The following is an 18,339-nucleotide window of genomic DNA, read 5'->3' on the forward strand; positions in this document are numbered from 1 at the left end:
TGATGTGCAGATAGCATCGCGAAGACCGTGGCCCATGCCTATCCCATTCAACTTGACGTCACCGACCGCCTGATCGTCATCGTCGGCGGAGGATTGGTGGCTGTCCGCAAGGCCGCCGGTCTTGCCGCTGCGGGCGCGACGCGCGTGCGTTGCGTCAGCCCGACGTTTCACGCGCAACTGCCAGGTTACGTCGAGCGGGTGACGGCGACGTACGACCCACAACATCTCGATGGCGCGTCGCTTGCATTCGCTGCGACCGACTCAATGGCCGTGAACGATGCCGTCACCCGGGATGCGCGACAGCGCGGCATCCTCGTTGGCCGGGCGGACCGGTCGGACGACGCTGGCGGGAACCCGGGTGACTTCACGGTGCCTGCGGTGCATCGGGCCGGTTCGATCACGTTGACCGTCGCCGCCGGCGCCAGTCCAGCGATCGCAGCGGCGGTCCGCGATCAACTGGCTGCGGCGCTCGAACCAACGTGGGTGGCGTTGGCCGGCGCCGTGGCGGAACTTCGGCCGAGCATCGTGAGATCCGGCTTGCCGGCAGAGCAGCGGAGCGACGTCCTGCGATCCCTTGCCAGCTCCGAGGCCGCCGTTGCTGTGGCGACGGGTGGCGTGGCTGAACTGCGCCGCTGGCTGCGACTTCGTTACCCGGATCTGACTTTATGAGCGAGACACTCGACATGGTGATGACATCTGCGAACTCGACAGCCGATGCCGCGTCACCAGTCAACTCGCGCGGCGCACTGGTCGCGGCGTGCGCATTGACGTGGGGCGTAATCGTCGTCGGCTATGCCCAGGATGCGTGGATGTCGATCCTGTCGCTCCTGCTGGCCGACGGCGTGCTCGTCGTTCTCTGGGTGCTGGCCGCTGCCTGCCTTGGCGATCTGCTCGTGCGGCCGGCGCGGTGGACCGCGAGCAAGCCGCTCGCCTTCGCGACGGCCGCTGGCATCGGACTGGGCGCATTTAGCCTCGCGGCGCTCGGCCTGGGACTCGTCGGACTCTTGAACCGCCCGACGGCGATCGCGCTGCCCGTGTTGTCGTTTATCCTTTGGTTCATCCGGGTGGATCGAACGCGGTTCACGCGAGACGACGATTTGTCTTCTCACCTTCGGGCGTGGCTGCGAAAGCCCGCCGGTTGGCACTGGCTGTTCATCGCGACCATGCCGGCGCTGGCGGTGGCGACGGTGGCGGCATCGGTGTTGCCGGGGTTTATGTGGAAGCCGGACGACCCGCATCCGTACGACGTCGTCTCCTATCACCTGCAGGTGCCGCGCGAGTGGTACGACCTTGGCCGTATCGTGCCGTTGCCGCACAACGTCTTCTCGTACTTCCCGTTCAACGTCGAAATGCAGTACCTGCTCGGCATGCACCTGCACGGCGGGGCGTGGGCGGGCATGTATTTCTCGCAGTTCATGAGCCTGGCCTACGCGGTGCTGATGGTGATCGCCGTCTACGGTGTAGCGCGCATGTTCGCTTCGCGCGCGGGCGCCACCTTGGCCGCTGCGGCGGCGGCGAGCTTGCCGTGGATCGCGATGCTGGGGTCGGTGGGGTACGTGGAGACGGCGTTGCTATTGTACGTCGCGCTGGCGGTGGGATGGACGATCGTCGCCGTTGGATCGCTCGCGGATGAAAGCCGCAATCGCCTCTGGATGGCGGCCCTGATCACCGGCGTGACCGCGGGTCTCGCGTGCGGCGTGAAGCTGACGGCCGGGCCGATGCTGCTGGCGCCCGTGCCGCTTGCGGTCGTGCTGGCCGCCTTGGCATTCCGTAAACCGGTCGGTAGAGCGTTCGGATCGGCGGTGATGATGGGTGTGGTGGCGATGGTGATCTTGTCGCCTTGGCTATTCCGCAATCTCGCGTGGTCCGGCAACCCGTTCTTCCCGAACGCCATCAGCGTGTTCGGCGCCGGTGATTTTTCGCCCGGCCAGGTCGAGCGTTACGCCGCCGCCCATGCCGCCGTGCCGAACGGGCAGGGGCCAATCACCGCCATCGCGCATCAAGTGGTGGTGCAGTGGCAGTACGGTTACGCGCTCGTGCCATTGGCAATTGTTGGACTAGCCCTTGCCGGCCGCGCGCGGGCGCAGGTGGCCTGCGTTATCGGGATAGTGTTGATCGTGCAGCTGGCGTTCTGGATCGGCTTCACACACCGAATCGGGCGGTTCTTCGTGCCCGCCATACCGCTGATGGCCATCGCCGTCGCTTTGGTCGAACGTCAACGAGCGGCACGCTGGATCGCGGCGATCACGATCGCATTGGCTGCGCTGCTCGGCTGGCTCGGCGCGTTCGAATCGGGTGGCGGAATGCATACGCGCCTCGCGCGGTTCGCGGAGATCGGTCGGCAGGGAGTGTTCGCAATGGAAGACGTGAGTTTCCTTCAGCCGATGGAACTGCAGCGAATTTACGACGCCGGTGGTGTCGTGCATTTCGTTGGCGACGCTCAGACGTTCCTGCACAAAGCGAGGTCGTCTCAGGTGCCGTACCGCACGATCTTCAACGTTCGCGCGGACGCTGATGACCCGATCACCGCCTGGACGGGGCGGCCGCTATCGGAACTGCCAGAGGGGGAATGGGTGCTGATTGACCCGGCCGAGATCCAGCGGCTGTCATCCACGTATCGCCACGTGCCGAGCATCCCGCCGACTTATCCGGGGCCGCGGGATCGGCCTTACATGCTGAACCGTCACGGGCACATGATCGTGCCGGAGCGGTAGTTGGAACAACTGCCAATAGCACGCCAAGCGCGAATTGTCATCCCGAAGCGCAGCGAGGGATCTCGAGAGGCCGCGAATCGCTCGGCTGTTCGAGATCCCTCAGGTCGCCAAGGCTCCCATCGGGATGACACCGGATACCTACGCGGGTGCGTTCAGCTTTTCCGCCAGCACGCGCTTCAACACCTTGCCCGTGGGCGACTTTGGCAGTTCGGCGACCACGAACACTTCCTTCGGGAGCTTCCACTGTGCCAAGCCCTGTGAACGAGCGGCGTCGCGGACCTGCTCCGCCGTCACGGTTTGGCCTTCCTTGGCAACCACGAACGCCACCGGCACCTCGCCACGCATGTCGTCCTTCTTGCCGATCGCCGCGGCCTCGGCGACGGTGGGAAGCGTCATGATGGCGTCTTCCAATTCGCGCGGGAACAGCTTCTCGCCGGCCACGATGATCAGTTCCTTCTTGCGACCGGTGATGTGCAGGTAACCGTCGCTGTCAACCTTCCCGAGATCGCCGCTCTTGAAAAACCCATCGGCCGTCAGCGCGGCGGCGGTGGCTTCGGCGTTGTTCAGGTAGCCGTTCATCACCGGTGGGCCCTTGATCCAGACCTCACCAGGCTCGTCGCCGGTCGTGGGCTGGTTGTCGTCATTCATGATGCGCACTTCGACGCCGGGAATCGGCTTGCCGACCGAACCCGGCTTGGCGGCGTGCGGCACGTTGACGGCGATCGGGCCGCAGGTCTCGGTCAGGCCGTAGCCTTCCAGAATCTGCTTGTTGAACTTCGCCGCAAACGCCTCGCGAATGGCCGCCGGCAGCGGCTCGCCACCGCTCAGCGGGGCGTACAGACTTTCGACGTCGGCGGGGCCCGCTTCCTTCAGCCGGCAGAGCGCGCCGTACATGCTAGGCACCGCTGCCATCACCGAAATCTTGTGGTCGCGAATCGCGTTGATCGTCGCCACCGGACTGAACCGGGCGATGTAGACCATGCTGGCGCCCAGGCGGATTGGCGCGATCATCGTCGCAAGCATACCGGTGCTGTGAAACAGCGGAATGATGCCCAAGAACTTGTGCTGCCCCTTCAACTGCGCGTGTTCGATCGCGGCATCCACGTCCCCCTGCAGCGTGGCGTGGCTCAGCATCACGCCCTTGGGCAGGCCGCTGGTGCCGCTGGTATAGAGGATCGTCGCGACGTCGCTCGGCAATTGCTGTGGGAACTTCGGCGCGCCCAGCGCACCGGCGGGGGGCGTGGGCAGCGCGGTGATGTCGACGATCTTCAGTGGCGCGTCCTTCAACTTCGCGGCCAGCAGCGGCATCGTGACGATCGTGTCGACGCCACTGTCGGCGATGCAGTGGGCGATCTCGCGCTCGCCAAGCAGAAAGTTCAACGGGACGGCCGTCTTGCCTGCCAGCAGCGTTCCGTAGAAACTGGCGACGAAGCCGGCGGAGGCCGGCAGCAGGATCCCGACGCGCGGTTTGGTGGTCTGCTGGGCCAGGTACATGCTCAGCCCCGTCACCGCGGCCGCCAGTTGTTGCCACGTCATCGAGCCACGGTCGTCCGTGATCGCGATGTCCGTCGGTTGCTTAGCGGCCTGGGCGAATAGGGATTCGACGAGCATGATTGATCCTTTGTCAGTGGTTTTGTCGTCAGTTGTCCGGCGTTCGCGGTCGGTCGTTGTTGATGCCGTGACTTTCGCACGACCCGCAACGAACGATCGACCACGGACGACGGACCGAACCACAACAATCTATCCCAACGAGGCACGGATGCGAAACGGGCGAGCGACTATAACTAGCGGCATATTTTTAACGGCCTTGGTGATCGGTGGCTGCACGCCACCCGCCAAGAACCCCAAGGCGGGGCCGGCGCCACTGCAACGGGCAAACACGGCGCTGGCGGCGAAGGATTACGCTGCCGTTACCGCGGCGGCGGACGAGCAGATCGCGGCGAAGGAGAACACGTCGAAATCGCTGGCGCAGGCGTACTACCTGAAGGGCCGCGCGGTCGAATCGCGGCCGAAGCCCGTCCCCTCGGCCGCCAGTGCTGATCTCGCCGCCGCCCGCGCGTTGTACGAACAGGCGCTGGCGCAGAAGCCACCGGAGCCGGAGGAATCGAAGATACGGTCCGCGTTGGCGAACGTCGCCTATTTCCAGGACGACTACACGACGGCCCTGGGCAACTGGAACGCCGCTGCGAAGAACCTGCCGACGCAGGAGGACCGCGCCTGGGCGATGTACCGCATCGGCCTGAGCCAGCAACGGCTGGGACGGTTCGATCAGGCCAACAACACGTTCGAACAGGTCCAGCGAACGTATCCCAACAGCGAGCAGGCCCGCCGGGCGGCGGAGCGTGCCGGTAACAAGGCGTTCCGCGTTCAGGTGGCCACTTTTGCTACGCCGACACCGGCCGACCAGGTGATCCAGAAACTTCGCGCGCGCGGGCTGTCGCCGACGCGCCAGTCGGACCTGCAAGGTCGCAGCGTGGTCGTCATTCCCGAATTGCCGACTTACCAGGCCGCCAAAGACGTGCGGGCGAAGGTCGTCAGCGATTTCCCGGATGCGCTGATCCTGCCGTAGCGCGCAATCAACAAACGCATCACACGGCAAGCGTTCGTGCCTGCCCCTACGAGGTCATTCCGCGACCATGGCTGACGCCTGCGTCGCCGGGATGCTCGTGGGCTTTGTGGCGACTGGTGGCCGGAAAACTTTGAACGGCACGGCCGGCGACATCGGTAGTTCCGTCCAACCGTACTTTGCTGGCCAGTTGTGGCGCTTGCGCCAGACCAGCAGGTAGTCGACGTTTAGGCGATCGAGGTCGTCGAGGATGGCTGTGTCCGGTTGGCTTGGTTTGGGTTCACCGTAGTAGTGCCAGCCGCGCAGGTAGGATAGGTAGAGCGTCTCGCCCCAGCGGCCGTCCGACGCCACCGTTGCGCCGGTGGGCAGCGTATCGCGCAACCGGTCGGCCAGTTCCACGGTCGATCGGCCGGTGCCTCGCGACTTCTCCAGACTGTCCCACGGATTCCCGATGAACGTCGCCCCGACCACTGCCGCGGCGATGCCGCGCCGCCACCAACCGCTCAGCAGCCCACGAGCTGCGGCGCGTCCGATGAGGTAGGCGACCATCAGCAGCATCAGGAGTCCTACCGGCGCGAGGAATCGCCGTTCGATGTGCAACACCAGGTAGCCGCACGGGTATAGCAGGAACGCCGTGGCCAGGATGAATCCCGGCCGCCGCGGTCGCAGGTCGGCCCGCGACAGGACCAGCAACCCGCCCAGCAGCAGGATCGGGTAACACCACGGCGTCATCCATTCGATTTGCTTCATCAGCGCATCGAAGTTGCGGCTGACGTTGCGCTGCATCCACTGCCGATTCTCCGCCGACTCAAACGGGCTCCAACGCGGCACCAGATCAACGTGATACGTGATGTCGTCCCACACGCTGACGGCCGTCTCGTTCGGAGGCGGCAGGAAGCCGGCGAAGTGCATCACCTGGCCCGGTGAGTTCGGCGCGTCGATCCGCAGGTTGTAGCGACCGGTGCTGCCGGTGGTGACATAGCCGAACTTTCGGGTGAGCACCGTGCTCCAGGCGCCAACGATCACGATAAACGCGAGCAGCGAGATCGCGCTCGAACGGAGGATCGCGCCCCGCGGGCTGGCCGGACCGCTGCGGATCAACTCGATTAACCGGACCAGGAGGAAGTGGGCGATCACAAATGGCAGCGCGTACGCCTTGGCGAGGTAGGCGATGCCGGCCCACATACCGATCCGCAGCGCACGCGTCCATCGCCATGGTTGTGATGGATCGGTGAGCGCCGCGAGGTAATGTAGGATCGCACACGCCACGAGCAGGTCTGGCGTGGTCACTTGGTACGCCGCATCGGCCACGAGCGGAATGGCTGCGGCGCAGATCAGAAGGTTGACGTTGCGCGGGACGGCTGCGTTGCGCGCAATCCGCCACATGCCGTAGATCGTCGCGCCACCGATCAGCAGGCCGAGGATCTTCGTCGCCAGCAGTGGTTCCACCCGCACCAGCAGGAACGGCACGAGCAGCCAACTGTAAAGTGGGCTCCAGTACGCATTGACCGCATCGGCGAAACGGCCGGTGGCATACTGATGCGCGACGGACAGGTACCCGACGCCGTCGGGGTTCATCTGATAGCGAAACGCGCCGATGTAGTGCAGCGCGAACCACAGGTATGCAACTGCCACCAGTACCGGCCCCGCGATTGCGAGGAACCGTGCGGCCGTCGTGCGCCACCGGCGCTGCGCAGGCCCAACGGCCGGCGTGGGGCCGGCGCGTTGCACGTCATCGCCTGCGTCGTCATCCGTCACGTGTGCTCCCGCAAGGCCGGGAGTTTATCACGTGCGCGTGCGATGGCAGAACGCACGTCACTTTTTCACGCCGAAGCGAACCGCTTTGAAATGCCGCATCTGTTCGGCGATCGCACCTTCGACCGGCAGGCGTTCGACGCTGGACGCGCCGTAGAAGCCGTGTACGCCCCGCGTTCGCTGCAGCACGTAGGCGGCGTCATCGGGCGTGGCGATCGGGCCGCCATGACAGAGGATGATGACGTCGTCGCGGACGGCCTTCGATGCGTCGGCGATCGCCTGCACCTCGCGCACGCAGTCGTCCAGCGTCTTGGCGGTCTGCGCGCCGATCGAGCCCTTGGTCGTCAGGCCCATGTGCGCCACGATCACGTCGGCCCCGGCAGTCGTCATGCGTTCGGCCTCGCTGACGTCGAAGGCGTAGGGTGACGTGAACAGGTCCAGCTTGTGGGCGGCGTTGATCATCGCCACTTCCAGGTCGTAGCCCATGCCCGACTCTTCGAGGTTGGCGCGGAACACGCCGTCGCACAGGCCGACGGTGGGGAAGTTCTGCACGCCGGAGAAGCCGCTCTCCTTCACCTGTTTCAGGAATACCGGCATGAGGCGCGTGGGATCGGTGCCGCACACGCCCGCGAGCACCGGCGTGTCGTTCACCACCGTCAGCACGTCGCCCGCCATCTGCATGACGATCGCGTTGGCGTCACCGTAAGGCATGCAACCCGCGAGCGACCCGCGGCCGTTCATGCGAAATCGGCCGGAATTGTAGATGATCAGCAGGTCGACCCCGCCCACTTCCTGAAACTTGGCGCTGATGCCGTTGCCCGCGCCACCCCCGACGATCGGCACGCCACTGGCGATGTTCTTGCGCAGCCGGTCGAGCAATTGTTGCCGTGTGAAAGCCATAGTCGTTATCCGTTTGCCGCGCCGGACCAGCCGTGCGCCTTGATGAAATTCATAGAAATGTCGCACGCCTCACCGCAGCCGACGCCCGCCGACTCTTCGTCGACGATCAGCCAGTGCTGGAAATCGATCCGCTGCAACGCCGTGACCACGCCCCCCAGCGCCAACTTGCCCTGGCCCAGCGGGCAGAACTTGCCGGCGTCGTTCAGGTCCTTCAGGTGCACGTTGTTGATGTGCGACCGCATCGCCTCAATCGCGGCGTCCAGATCGACAATGCCACACGCGGCGGCGTGGGCGCTGTCGAACGTTAAGCCGCACACCGCGGGGTCCAGCTTGTCGCACAGTCGCAGGATTTCCTCCTGCGTTCCCATCATCGACCCAGTGTGATTGTGAAACGAAAAGCCGATGCCGCGGTCGGCGTACAGCTTCCCGGCTTCCGTAAGTTGGCGGGCGATGCTGTCGTACGTATGCCCTTTGTCGGCCTGCGGACAGAAGCAGTAACAGACGTGCTCGCCACCGGCGGCGGTGACGAACCGCATCACCGAGTCGTTCACCTCCGGCCAGGTCGCCGGGTCGGAGTTCGGGTGGAATACGACGCCGCCGCGGCCGAGCGCCCGGGCGCCGACGCCAAGCTGGTCCAGCATGCTCGCGTCGAAGTGCCACGCGCGCAGCTGATTGGTCTTAAACTGTATGCCACCGAAGCCGCACTGCGCGGCGCACCGAATCAACTCGGCGGCGCCATCGATGCCGTCGGTGTTGCGGGAAATGCCGATCTTCATTGTTGGAACTCCACCTTCACGGGCTTGCCATCTTGGGCCGAGGTCCACATGGCCTCGAAGATCGCGATCGTGTGGCAGGCCTGACGAATGTTCGCCTCGGGCTCGCGCTTATCGCGTACGGCGTTCACGAACTCGATCAACTCGCCGGCGAAACCCTGTTGGATGTCGGAATGGTCGGAACCCGTGGTGAACGATGGGCTGTGGCCGTCGAACGGCTTGCCCTTTAGCGTGGCGGTCATGTCGATCGAGTTCTCAACGTGAATGACGACGCTGCCGCTGCCGCAGATGTAGACCGCTTCCTCGGGGTGCGAGGGGCAGTTCGTGAATACCTGGTGGCTGATGGCGCCGCCCTCGTGCTGCATGGCGACGGACCACGCGTACTTGCCGTCACGGTTGACCGCGGTGGTGGTGACGGTGTGCACCTTGCCCCAGAGGAAGACGCCGAGGTCCAACGTGTGGCAGGTCCAGTCGAGCATGTGGCCGCGCATCTGCTCTGCGGGAATCGCGCCGGATCCGCTCGATCGCACGATGTTCAACGCCGCCCGCTGGCCGAACTGTGGACTTTCGATCAGTTGCTTCGTCTTCACGTACGCCGGCGCGAACCGTTTCTTGTACGCCGTCATGCAGATGCGGCCGGTGCGCTGCTGGGTCTCCAGCATGCGCAACGCGTCAGTTAGCGACGGGGCGGTCGGCTTTTCGGTGTAGACGTCGACACCGGCCTCCATCACCTCCACCGCAACCGCAGCGTGCCCCGCGGGGCCGGTGCAGACGATCGCGGCGTCGGGCCGCTCCTCGCGCAGCATTTCCTGCACGTTCGTGTAGGCCTTGGGAATGCGATGTTGTGCCGCGACGCTTTGCACGGCCTCGGCGTTCAAATCGCAGGTGGCGACGATCTTCGTGTTCGCCAGGCGGTACAGGCTGGGGTAAATATTGCCCCGCGCGTGACGGCCGGCGCCCACGAGGCATATCTTGATTTCTCGACTCATTTCACTTGCTCCTTCGCTTGTCTCAGTTCCATCATCAGGCCGACAGCCCGCTCGGCGAACGCGGCATCGTTGATGTTGTTGTCCAGTTCGATCACGGGAATGTTCGGCCGGACGTGCTGCTTGATCGCATCGAACATCGCCTGGTCGGCCGCCCGGTCGCAGAAGAGTTGGCCGTCACCGTCCAGGATGGACACGCCGCGTAACGGCAGCAGGAAGGCCACCGGCCCGGTAGACGCGTTGGCCTTCTCGGCGAAGATGCGGCCCATCTCGCGGTTCTCATCCACCGTGGTGCGCATCAGCGTGACCGACGGATTCCACTCGTACAGCAACCGGTCGTTGTACTTCTGCGGCACGGTGGCCCGCGGGCCGAAGTTGCACATGTCGACGCAGCCGGGCACGATCAGGTGGGGAATGCCGCGCCGGCCGGGGGCGCTCAGGCGATCGCGACCGGCGTCGAAGATGCCGCCGCAGATGGTGTCGGCCCACTCGGTCGTGGTGATGTCGAGCACGGAATCAATCAGGCCCTCGTCCACCAGCGACTCCATCGTCCGGCCACCGGTGCCGGTGGCGTGGAAGACAAGCACTTCGAAGCCAGCGTTGTCCAGCAGCTTGGAACAGGCGTTCACGCATTCGGTTGTGTTGCCGAACATGCTCGCGGCGATGATCGGACGGTCCTCAGTCGCGGCGACCGGCTTGGCGTTCACCATGCCCGTGATGGCTGCGGCGGCCTGGGCGATCATCATGCGCGAGATGCGATTGACGCCCGCGACGTCGACGATCGACGGGATCAGCGTGATGTCCTTGCTGCCCACGTACGACGAGGTGTCGCCGGAGGCGATCGTCGAGAGGCAGACCTTCGGCACGCCCAGCGGCAGCGCCCGCATGGCAGCGGTGACGACGCTGCTGCCGCCCGTGCCGCCCATGCCGATGATGCCGTCCAACCGACCCTCACCGTGCAGCCGTTTGGCGACGGCCGCGGCCCCCTGCGACATCGCTTTCATCGCGGCGCCACGGTCCTTGTTCTGCCGTAAGTTCGACAGGTCGGCCCCGCCTGCGGTGGCGACGTCGGACGCGGCGACGTCGACGCGGAAGGGCGCATCGGCCGGCATCACCCCCGTGTCCACCGCGATCACGTTCAGCCCCGCATCCAGCAACCGCTGGCGCAGCAGGGCGTACTCATGCCCCTTCGTGTCGAACGCGCCGATCATGACGACATTGCGTGACATGGCCTTCCTCCTCTATTCGGCTTCCTCGCTCGCGCGTTGCGTCAACCGACGGTCGCGCGCCTCTTCGATACCAGCTTCCGGGGTGCGCTTGCGGGCGCGATGTGGACGCGGCGGGCCTGCGACGGTTCGACGAAGACCGCCAGGAACCGCACGACCTTCGTCAGCGGTTCCAGTTGGTGCGGCTGCCAGGCGTCGAAGTACAGGCCGTCGCCGGGGCCCAGTGTGAACTGCCGCTCGCCGACGCGGTAGTTCATGCGGCCGGTCAGCACGTAGATGAACTCCTCACCGTCATGCTTCATTACCGCCGGCGCGGCCTTGCCGCGTTGCGCTTCAAAGATCAACGGCTGCATGAGCTTCTCGCTCCGCTGTGGCGCAAACGCGCGGAAGCGGTAGCCCTGTTCGCTGGTGACCAACTGTTCGGAGGCGTTGGCGGATGCCGGCACGAACACCGGACCGTCGGCGGATTCTTCGGCGAGCAGTTGAGACACGCTGACGCCCAGCGCTGCTGCCAACCGCGCGAGCGTGGCGACGGCGGGCATGACCTTGCCGGTCTCGATCTTGGAAATCAGGCTCTCGGTGCAGTCGCATCGCTCGGCCGTCTGCTTCAGGGTCCAACCCAGGCGGCGGCGAAGTCGGCGGATGCGTTCTCCGGGATTCATCGACATGCGTGCGGCTACTCTAACGACTTGAATGGCATTCAAGCAACTTGAACGCAGTTGATGGACGCGGATGCATGTAGTTGGCTATTGCGCGGTCGAAGTGACGCTCAGCCAGTACCGGAGTCTGCCGTGCATTTGGCCGGCATTCACCGCAAGGCGCGTTGCCGCGACGGCAACAGTGACAGAAGCACAATGACGGTTCCGGCCGAGAAAGAAGGGGGAACGGGCAATAATGCAGAGTTAAGCAAGCTGGGCCTGTCGCAATATCTTGGGATGCTGGCGAAGGAGGGCGGTCTAGGTTAAGCTGCATCACACTTATTGTTCGCCGTCGTGCCAAGTCATATATCTCAAAGGGCCGGGAAAAGTCGTCTTCAACTGCGTGAAAATGTTTCCGAACCTCTGGTTCTACGGCGACGTATTCTGGCCTGTGGATATTCCCTTGCAAGATCAATCACCTACTGATCCCGCACCCCATTCCACCCACAACCCCGCCGGCGAGCCGGTGGCGGCCGTCGGGCAGGATGGGCGGGGCGTCGTGCAGATCCTGTTGGTCGAGGACCACGAGGACACCGGCCGACTGATCGCCCGGCTGCTGAAGGGCTCGGGGTACGAGGTTGACCACGCGACCGACATCGCGTCGGCACTCGATCTGTTCCGCAAGAAGTCGTTCCAGCTCGTCATCTCCGATCTCGGCCTGCCGGATGGCAGCGGCCTTGAGCTCATGCGGCAGATCCGCGCCATCCATCAGCAGGTGCCCGGCATCTGCATGAGCGGCTATGGCACCGATGGTGACCTCGCCGACAGTCGCGAGGCCGGTTTCAACGAGCACCTGGTGAAGCCGGTGGACCTGAAGATCTTGGAAGCCACGATCAGCCGGATCTCGGGGGGTCGGTAGGTTTCGGTTTCTCCCTTCCTGGTTAATACAACCTGGTTTCGTTCATCGATTTTGAAAGAGGGACGTCGGGGCTCTGATGGAGCACTAGGGGCCCGAAATACGTTCTGAAATCGGGCCATCGAAGCGGCCAGCCCGGCGAGGGCTGGCGCGGGGTATCGTTGCAGGTTGACGAGGTAGCCGTTAATCTCGTTGCGCTGGTCTGGGAAGCGGATCGGCACAGGTAAGGGATGCCGCGCACGACGGTGCGCGACGGCTGACCGTTGCAATAACCGAGGATTTCATGCCCAAGGCTCGTGCGATCGTGAAGCGCCGCAAGGCGGTGCGGAACATCAAGAAGATCACCAAGACGATGCAGATGATCGCGACGGCGAAGTTTCAGAAGGCCCTGAAGCGCGCCGTCGGCACGAAGCCCTACACGCGCAAGGTGCGCGAGCTGGTGGCCGAACTGGCCGCCACCATGGACATGTCGCAGGTCAGCCACCCGCTGCTGCGCAGGGTGGACGCCACCACGCAGACGAACCGCGTCGCATTGGTGGTCATCACCAGCAACCGCGGGCTCGCCGGGGCGTACAACGGCAGCGTGCTGCGGACGGCCAACCGGTTCATCATCGAGCAGAGCGCCGCCGGCAAGACGATCGACCTGTACGCGGCCGGCAAGAAGGGCGTGAGCTTCTTCAACTTCCAGAAGCGCCCGATCACGCAGCGGTTCGACCAGTTTGCCGATTCGCCTAAGTACTCTGACGTGCAGGCGGTCGGCCGGCAGTTTATTGAGCAGTTTACCGCCGGCACGCTGGACGCGGTTTACGTCGCCTACATGAACTTCATCAGCACGGGCTCGCAGAAGCCCGAGGTGATGCAGCTGCTGCCCCTGGCCGGCGTCACCGAGGCCGCCGAGCACATCGCTCAACAGTCGGCCGAGAAGGAAGCTCAATTACAGGCCGGCGTCATGGATGCCACCCGCAGCGGCACCGATGTGAAGGCCGAGGCGCACGTGAAGGGCACCACCGAATACGAGTTCCTGCCGGATGCCGCTACGCTGTTGAACGAGCTGTTGCCGCTAACGGTTCAGACCGCTTTGTTCCAAGCCTTCCTCGACGCCACCAGCAGCGAGAACGTCGCCCGCATGGTCGCCATGAAGAGTGCGACGGACAACGCCGACAAGATGGCCAAGGCCCTCAGCATGCAGTACAACCGCGCCCGTCAGGCCGCGATCACGACGGAGCTGTCGGAAATCCTGGGCGGTGTGGAAGCCATGAAGGGCTAGTTTGCCGCACTCCCGGTAACCCAATTCACGTGAAAAGGCCCTGCTCTAAGAGCAGGGCCTTTTCATTTCATGTTCGATCCAGTGCTGGTAGCTTACGCATGGTGCGCGCTTCCGGGGCTGTTGTACTTCGTCTGATGCATCTCATCGAACGTGCGGCGGTTCGGGTCGGTCATCACCGCCGCGCCGATCTCAAGCAAACCGAAGAGCAGGTGCGGCAGGTAGACCAGCTCGTCGAAATTGAACAGCCACGGCGATGCCGCCAGGAAAAGGCCACTGGCGATGTCGAGCGCCAGATGGCCGCGCATGGGCAGCAGGCGGGCGATGCTCAGTTCGTAGTCAGTGATCGCGCTGTACAGGATCGCGCCGACGCCGATCACGACCGGCACCCACGTTTCAGCGCCGTCGTTGGCGAAACCGAGGATCCAGGGCGAGATGATGAGCAGGAGCGCTACGCCGTAATCGAGAAAACCATGTATGCGGGTAGGAATGAAACGCATGGGGACACCCAGAGAGTAAGGACACCCATCTACCCGCCGCCGCACTCGCGGCGATACGGGTGATGATCACTCTCCTGGATTCGCAATGTGCGTGCCTTGTTCGGGCCAGTGCCCGAAAACCCCGAGCCACGGCTTCGCAATCCCTTGTGCGGGGAGGCCGGTGCCGGTCCTCTACCTCACCGGGTTCATCAGTAACCCGGTGGCCAGCTTGGGGTAGAAGTAGGTGCTCTTCTGCGGCATCACCTCGTTGTGCTTGCCAAGTTCTTCCAGGGCGTGCAACGGCGTGGGTTGAAGCAGCAGCGCGACCTGGTATTTCTTGCCGTCCGTCTGCTTCGGGATCTCGTCGGCGTAGGCCGTATAGCCTTTGGCTGGTGCTTGGCCGTTGTTGAACTTCGGCTGCAGCACTTCGTCCAGCAGGTACCGCTGTAAGATCGCCACATCCAGCCGCCGCCAAGCGTCGCTGTGATTCGGCTCGAACGGCTTCAGCACGTCCAGGTTGCGCAGCTTCAACGTGAACAATCGCCGACTGGTGCCATCGTACAACGCGAACGTGTGCGGGGCGTCCTTGGCCATCTGATCGGCGAAGTCGCCCAGATGATCGGGCGGCACCGCCACCTCGCTGCACTCGAAGTGCTCGCTGACGGTGAAGCAGAACTGCTCGGCGTCGAAGCCGCTCAGCCCGCCGATCATGCGATGCGTCGGCAGCACGATCAGGCCGTCGTCCTGCATGCCGACCAGCACGAACATGCAGTAGTTGGCCGGATGGTTGGCCGGCAATGGCTGGCCACCGTTGGCGGCGATCTGGTCCTTCTGATACTGCAGCGCCATCGTGTAGCGGTGATGCCCGTCGGCGATGTAGATCGGCTTGCGGCCGAGCAAATCGATCACTTGGTTTTCCACCTCGGCGTCGATCACGCTCCACAGGTCGTTCTTCACCCCGTCCAGCGTCGCCGTCGCTTCCGGGCGGCCCAGGTTGCGGTAGAGCAGGTTCGTCACCTCGTGCCGTGGGTCGGAGTACAGCCCGAAGATCGGCGACAACTGCAAGCCCGTGGCAGTGGTCAGCTTTAGACGATCGATGATCGCCTCCGGGTACGTCTGTTCGTGCGGCACCACATGCCCTTCACCGAACGGTGACAGCCGCACGAGCGTGATGAACCCGCGCCGGTGAAACGTGCGCCCGTTGTGCTGGTACGACTGCGTGTATGGGTACGTCGCCTGTCGGCGGTCGCGCACGAGAATGCCGTCGCCCATCCACTGCTGCAGCGTCGCGTTGGCGCCGACGTACGCCTCGTCCGGCCCAACTGACTTGGCCGGCAGGTGCGGCAAGTCGATCGACACGATGTTGTTCGGGTGCGACGCCATCAACTGCGCCTTGCGCTCGTCGGCGATCACGTCGTACGGCGGGGCGATCAGGTCGGACAGATTGCGGTCCCTCGTCACCTTCGACGAATAACGCAGCGCAGCGAAGGGGCGAATGTCGGCCATAGATTGCAGAATACAGCGCGGGCTCAACCGCGACTAGTCACGCTTACGCGCCGAGTAAGCGCACGCCTTACGGTCGAGCCCGGCAGATGCGGCGAAATAGCACCGACGGCCAGCGCTCAACGAGCACTGCGCGAGTACGCGAACCAGTGCGCATTTTCGGGGTTATCCTTTTTGACGGGTCTAACGCGATGTATTATGTAGGGACCCTGGTAAGGCCGATCGCATTTCTGATTATAGATCTGGGGAGTTCCATGCTGTTGAAGTCATCCATTCGTATCGCCACCGCCGCGTGCATCGCGGCCGCCGTCCTGGTCCAGCCCGCGCTCGGTCAGGCAACCTCGTACGAACCCAGCCAGCAGGTGGAAGTGCGCGAGGGCGATACGTGGTCAAAGGCGACGGTCCTCGCGCGCGAAGGGCGCAGGTATGCCATCCGTTACGACGACGGCACCGAGGAGTGGGTGACGGCCGACCGCGTGCGCCTGCCCGGCGCCGCCGGCGCACCTGCCGCCGCGGGCAAGGCACCGTTGAACGATGACGGGTCGGACGTCGACCTGAACGAGAAGCCCTCACCCAATGCCGCGGGCGCGCCCCTGAACGATGACGGGTCCGACGCCGATCCCACCGCCAAGCCCGCGCGGAAAGCGCCTGCCGCCCCGGAGTTCAAGCCGGGCGTCGGCATGAAGGTGCAGACCAAGTGGGGCGGCGCGTGGCGCGATTCGGTGGTGAAGAAGCGCGCCGTCAACGGATGGGTGCTGATCAACTACGCGCCCGGCTCGTCCATCGAGTGGGTAGAGCCCTGGCGCATCCGCAAGGTGGGCGACGATGCGGACGACATTCCGTATGCGCGTCCGAACAACATGCTTCACAAGATGGAGGCCCCGCCGCGCGAAGCGCCCGGCCCCAAGCCCGATGCCGATGCGCCGTTTGGGCAGCGGAACAATGCCGACCGGACCGACCCCTTTGCGCCCAAGGCCTACGACAAGCCCGTCACCGAGGCCAATACCGATACCGTGCAGGACCTGCTGGCGACCGGTGGGCAGCCCACGCTGGCCACGTTCGACGGGGTGCCGGCGACGCAGAAGCTGTCGAACCGATCGCACATCCTGCGCGGCAAGGGCGATCGCAACAGCGTGACGCCCGACCGGCTCATCTTTGCTGGCAACGTGGCGCTGCTGAGTTACACCGGCGGCGGCGGCGGCAACATCAGGTCGTTCCAGATCGAGCGCGTCGACCTCGCCACCGGCAACAATCTGGGCGCCGTCGATTTCGACCCGCTCTCCAACCCCATCGCCATCGCGCCCAGTGGCAAGCGCGTGCTGGGCGTGGCCCACGGCTTCTTCGGCGGCACCCGCAACCGCGTCGACTTGTTCGACACGGCTGCCAGTGGCCCACCGAAGCACATGGTCAGCTTCGTCCCCTACGGCGACGACAAGAACGCCAACGACGTCGACTTCGCCGCCTTCGTGGACGACGAGCACGTGCTGACCTTCAGCAGCGGTGGCGTGCTCACGCTGTGGAACGCCCCCAAGGCAGCCGCGGTATGGCGCATGAACGGGATGCGCGGTTCCGTGCCGGCCGTCAGTCCCGGTGGCAAGCAGGTCGCGCTAATGACGGCCGAGGGCCTGAACATCATCGACGCGCTCAGCGGCGACGCGCTGGCGACGGTCGAAGGATCGCGACCGGTCAGCTCGCTCGTCTTCACGCCCGACGGCAAGCGCGTGGTCGGCGCGACCGGCGCGATGATCAGCCAGTGGGACCTTGCCACCGGCCAGCTCACCGGCGACATCGGTGTGGCGATGGGCACCGGTGGCCTCGCCGGCGTCGGGCCAAACTACGTGCTGCTGGGCAACGGCGACTTGCTCGACCTCGAACGCAAGCAGACCGTCTGGCAATACACCGAGGGTGGCAAGACCGCCGGCCATGGCGGGCGCGCCTGGACGGTCGTGAAGGATGGCAACCGCTCGGTCCTCGTCAGCGCCGACCTCCCGCACCCCGCCGCCGCCAAGGCCGCAGCGGCGATGGGCGATACCGGGCTTGTCGTGAAGCCGGGGGAGATCGTAAGCCTGGAAGTAGCAATCGAAGGCACCGAGGAACAGCGCCAGAAGATCGCCGCCGCCATCACTGAACAGCTGAAGCGCAGCGGCATCGAGGTCGCCGAGGGTCGGCCCGTCAAGCTCGTCGCGCGCACGGAGCAGGGGGACACGAGGACGCAGACCTACGAGCGCCGCAACTTCGGCGGCTTCGGCCCGCCCTCGCGCGAGACCGAGACGGTCAGCGTGACCGAGAAGATCACGCGCGTCTTCTTCGAGTCCAACGGCAAGGTGCTGTGGGAGAACCGCACGGTCAGCGGCACGCCGTGGCACGTGCAGAGCAAGGAAGGTCAGTCGATCGGCCAGGCCGTGCAGGCCGCCAGCCAGTTCAACCTGGCCTTTCTCGAAAGCGTCCGCGTCCCCGCGTACGTCGCCCGCCCGCAGGAGATCGTCTCCGTGGGCAAGTCCCGCTGGTCGATGGGGGGCGTGCGGGACGAGAAGTGAGCCGCCGACGTCGCGCCATCCAAATGCCCTTTCCGTAGGACCCTCGGCGTCGCCAGTACCCTTGCGGCCGCGCCCGTTGTAC

General features: G+C 64.8%; 16 protein-coding genes. 7 read left to right on the forward strand and 9 right to left on the reverse strand.

What is annotated here, in order from left to right:
* Positions 1 to 27: 27 nt before the first annotated feature.
* Positions 28 to 669 (forward strand): NAD(P)-dependent oxidoreductase, encoded by a 642-nt coding sequence (locus VGN72_12635; GenBank protein HEV7300208.1) that lies wholly within the window; start codon positions 28 to 30, stop codon positions 667 to 669.
* The gene (locus tag VGN72_12640; protein ID HEV7300209.1) at positions 666 to 2,714 is read left to right on the forward strand and encodes a hypothetical protein; all 2,049 of its coding nucleotides are present in this window, start codon (positions 666 to 668) and stop codon (positions 2,712 to 2,714) included. Before VGN72_12635 ends, VGN72_12640 begins: the two co-directional genes overlap by 4 nt.
* 138 nt (positions 2,715 to 2,852) lie before the next feature.
* On the opposite strand, the gene VGN72_12645 is transcribed toward VGN72_12640, so the two are convergent.
* Positions 2,853 to 4,325, reverse strand: a complete 1,473-nt coding sequence (locus tag VGN72_12645) for an AMP-binding protein (protein ID HEV7300210.1) — start codon at positions 4,323 to 4,325, stop codon at positions 2,853 to 2,855.
* A 148-nt stretch (positions 4,326 to 4,473) separates the two neighbouring features.
* Between VGN72_12645 and VGN72_12650 the strand changes: the two genes are divergently transcribed.
* Positions 4,474 to 5,283: a tetratricopeptide repeat protein gene (locus VGN72_12650; protein ID HEV7300211.1), complete on the forward strand. Its 810-nt coding sequence runs from the start codon at positions 4,474 to 4,476 to the stop codon at positions 5,281 to 5,283.
* 54 nt (positions 5,284 to 5,337) lie between these two features.
* Here VGN72_12650 and VGN72_12655 read toward each other — a convergent pair whose 3' ends face one another.
* Genes VGN72_12655 through VGN72_12680 form a run of 6 tightly spaced genes read right to left on the reverse strand, consistent with a single transcriptional unit; the run spans position 5,338 to position 11,588 of the window.
* Positions 5,338 to 7,038, reverse strand: a complete 1,701-nt coding sequence (locus tag VGN72_12655) for a hypothetical protein (GenBank protein HEV7300212.1) — start codon at positions 7,036 to 7,038, stop codon at positions 5,338 to 5,340.
* A gap of 57 nt (positions 7,039 to 7,095) precedes the next feature.
* Positions 7,096 to 7,935 carry a phosphoenolpyruvate hydrolase family protein gene (locus tag VGN72_12660; GenBank protein HEV7300213.1) on the reverse strand — a complete coding sequence of 280 codons (840 nt, stop codon included), beginning with the start codon at positions 7,933 to 7,935 and terminating at the stop codon, positions 7,096 to 7,098.
* Positions 7,936 to 7,940: 5 nt separating this feature from the next.
* Positions 7,941 to 8,711 (reverse strand): sugar phosphate isomerase/epimerase, encoded by a 771-nt coding sequence (locus VGN72_12665; protein ID HEV7300214.1) that lies wholly within the window; start codon positions 8,709 to 8,711, stop codon positions 7,941 to 7,943.
* The gene (locus VGN72_12670) at positions 8,708 to 9,697 is read right to left on the reverse strand and encodes a Gfo/Idh/MocA family oxidoreductase (protein ID HEV7300215.1); all 990 of its coding nucleotides are present in this window, start codon (positions 9,695 to 9,697) and stop codon (positions 8,708 to 8,710) included. Before VGN72_12670 ends, VGN72_12665 begins: the two co-directional genes overlap by 4 nt.
* Positions 9,694 to 10,923 (reverse strand): Tm-1-like ATP-binding domain-containing protein, encoded by a 1,230-nt coding sequence (locus VGN72_12675; protein ID HEV7300216.1) that lies wholly within the window; start codon positions 10,921 to 10,923, stop codon positions 9,694 to 9,696. Before VGN72_12675 ends, VGN72_12670 begins: the two co-directional genes overlap by 4 nt.
* 41 nt (positions 10,924 to 10,964) lie before the next feature.
* Positions 10,965 to 11,588 carry a helix-turn-helix domain-containing protein gene (locus VGN72_12680; protein ID HEV7300217.1) on the reverse strand — a complete coding sequence of 208 codons (624 nt, stop codon included), beginning with the start codon at positions 11,586 to 11,588 and terminating at the stop codon, positions 10,965 to 10,967.
* Between the two features lie 123 nt (positions 11,589 to 11,711).
* Between VGN72_12680 and VGN72_12685 the strand changes: the two genes are divergently transcribed.
* The 3 genes from VGN72_12685 to atpG all read left to right on the forward strand — a co-directional run bounded on the left by VGN72_12685 (position 11,712) and on the right by atpG (position 13,741).
* Entirely contained in the window at positions 11,712 to 11,885 is a 174-nt protein-coding gene (locus VGN72_12685) for a hypothetical protein (protein HEV7300218.1), read from the forward strand.
* A gap of 136 nt (positions 11,886 to 12,021) precedes the next feature.
* Positions 12,022 to 12,477, forward strand: a complete 456-nt coding sequence (locus tag VGN72_12690; protein ID HEV7300219.1) for a response regulator — start codon at positions 12,022 to 12,024, stop codon at positions 12,475 to 12,477.
* Positions 12,478 to 12,757: 280 nt separating this feature from the next.
* Positions 12,758 to 13,741 (forward strand): ATP synthase F1 subunit gamma, encoded by a 984-nt coding sequence (gene atpG / locus VGN72_12695; protein HEV7300220.1) that lies wholly within the window; start codon positions 12,758 to 12,760, stop codon positions 13,739 to 13,741.
* Between the two features lie 92 nt (positions 13,742 to 13,833).
* On the opposite strand, the gene VGN72_12700 is transcribed toward atpG, so the two are convergent.
* Together VGN72_12700 and VGN72_12705 are read right to left on the reverse strand one after the other, a co-directional pair.
* Complete coding sequence (locus tag VGN72_12700) at positions 13,834 to 14,238, reverse strand: SPW repeat protein (GenBank protein HEV7300221.1); 405 nt, start codon at positions 14,236 to 14,238, stop codon at positions 13,834 to 13,836.
* A 171-nt stretch (positions 14,239 to 14,409) separates the two neighbouring features.
* Positions 14,410 to 15,723 carry a DUF1015 domain-containing protein gene (locus VGN72_12705; protein HEV7300222.1) on the reverse strand — a complete coding sequence of 438 codons (1,314 nt, stop codon included), beginning with the start codon at positions 15,721 to 15,723 and terminating at the stop codon, positions 14,410 to 14,412.
* Between the two features lie 251 nt (positions 15,724 to 15,974).
* Between VGN72_12705 and VGN72_12710 the strand changes: the two genes are divergently transcribed.
* A complete protein-coding gene (locus tag VGN72_12710; protein ID HEV7300223.1) occupies positions 15,975 to 18,257 on the forward strand; it encodes a hypothetical protein in 2,283 nt (760 codons plus the stop codon).
* Positions 18,258 to 18,339: the final 82 nt, after the last annotated feature.

The sequence above is a fragment of the Tepidisphaeraceae bacterium genome, assembly GCA_035998445.1.
Taxonomy (GTDB): domain Bacteria; phylum Planctomycetota; class Phycisphaerae; order Tepidisphaerales; family Tepidisphaeraceae; genus DASYHQ01.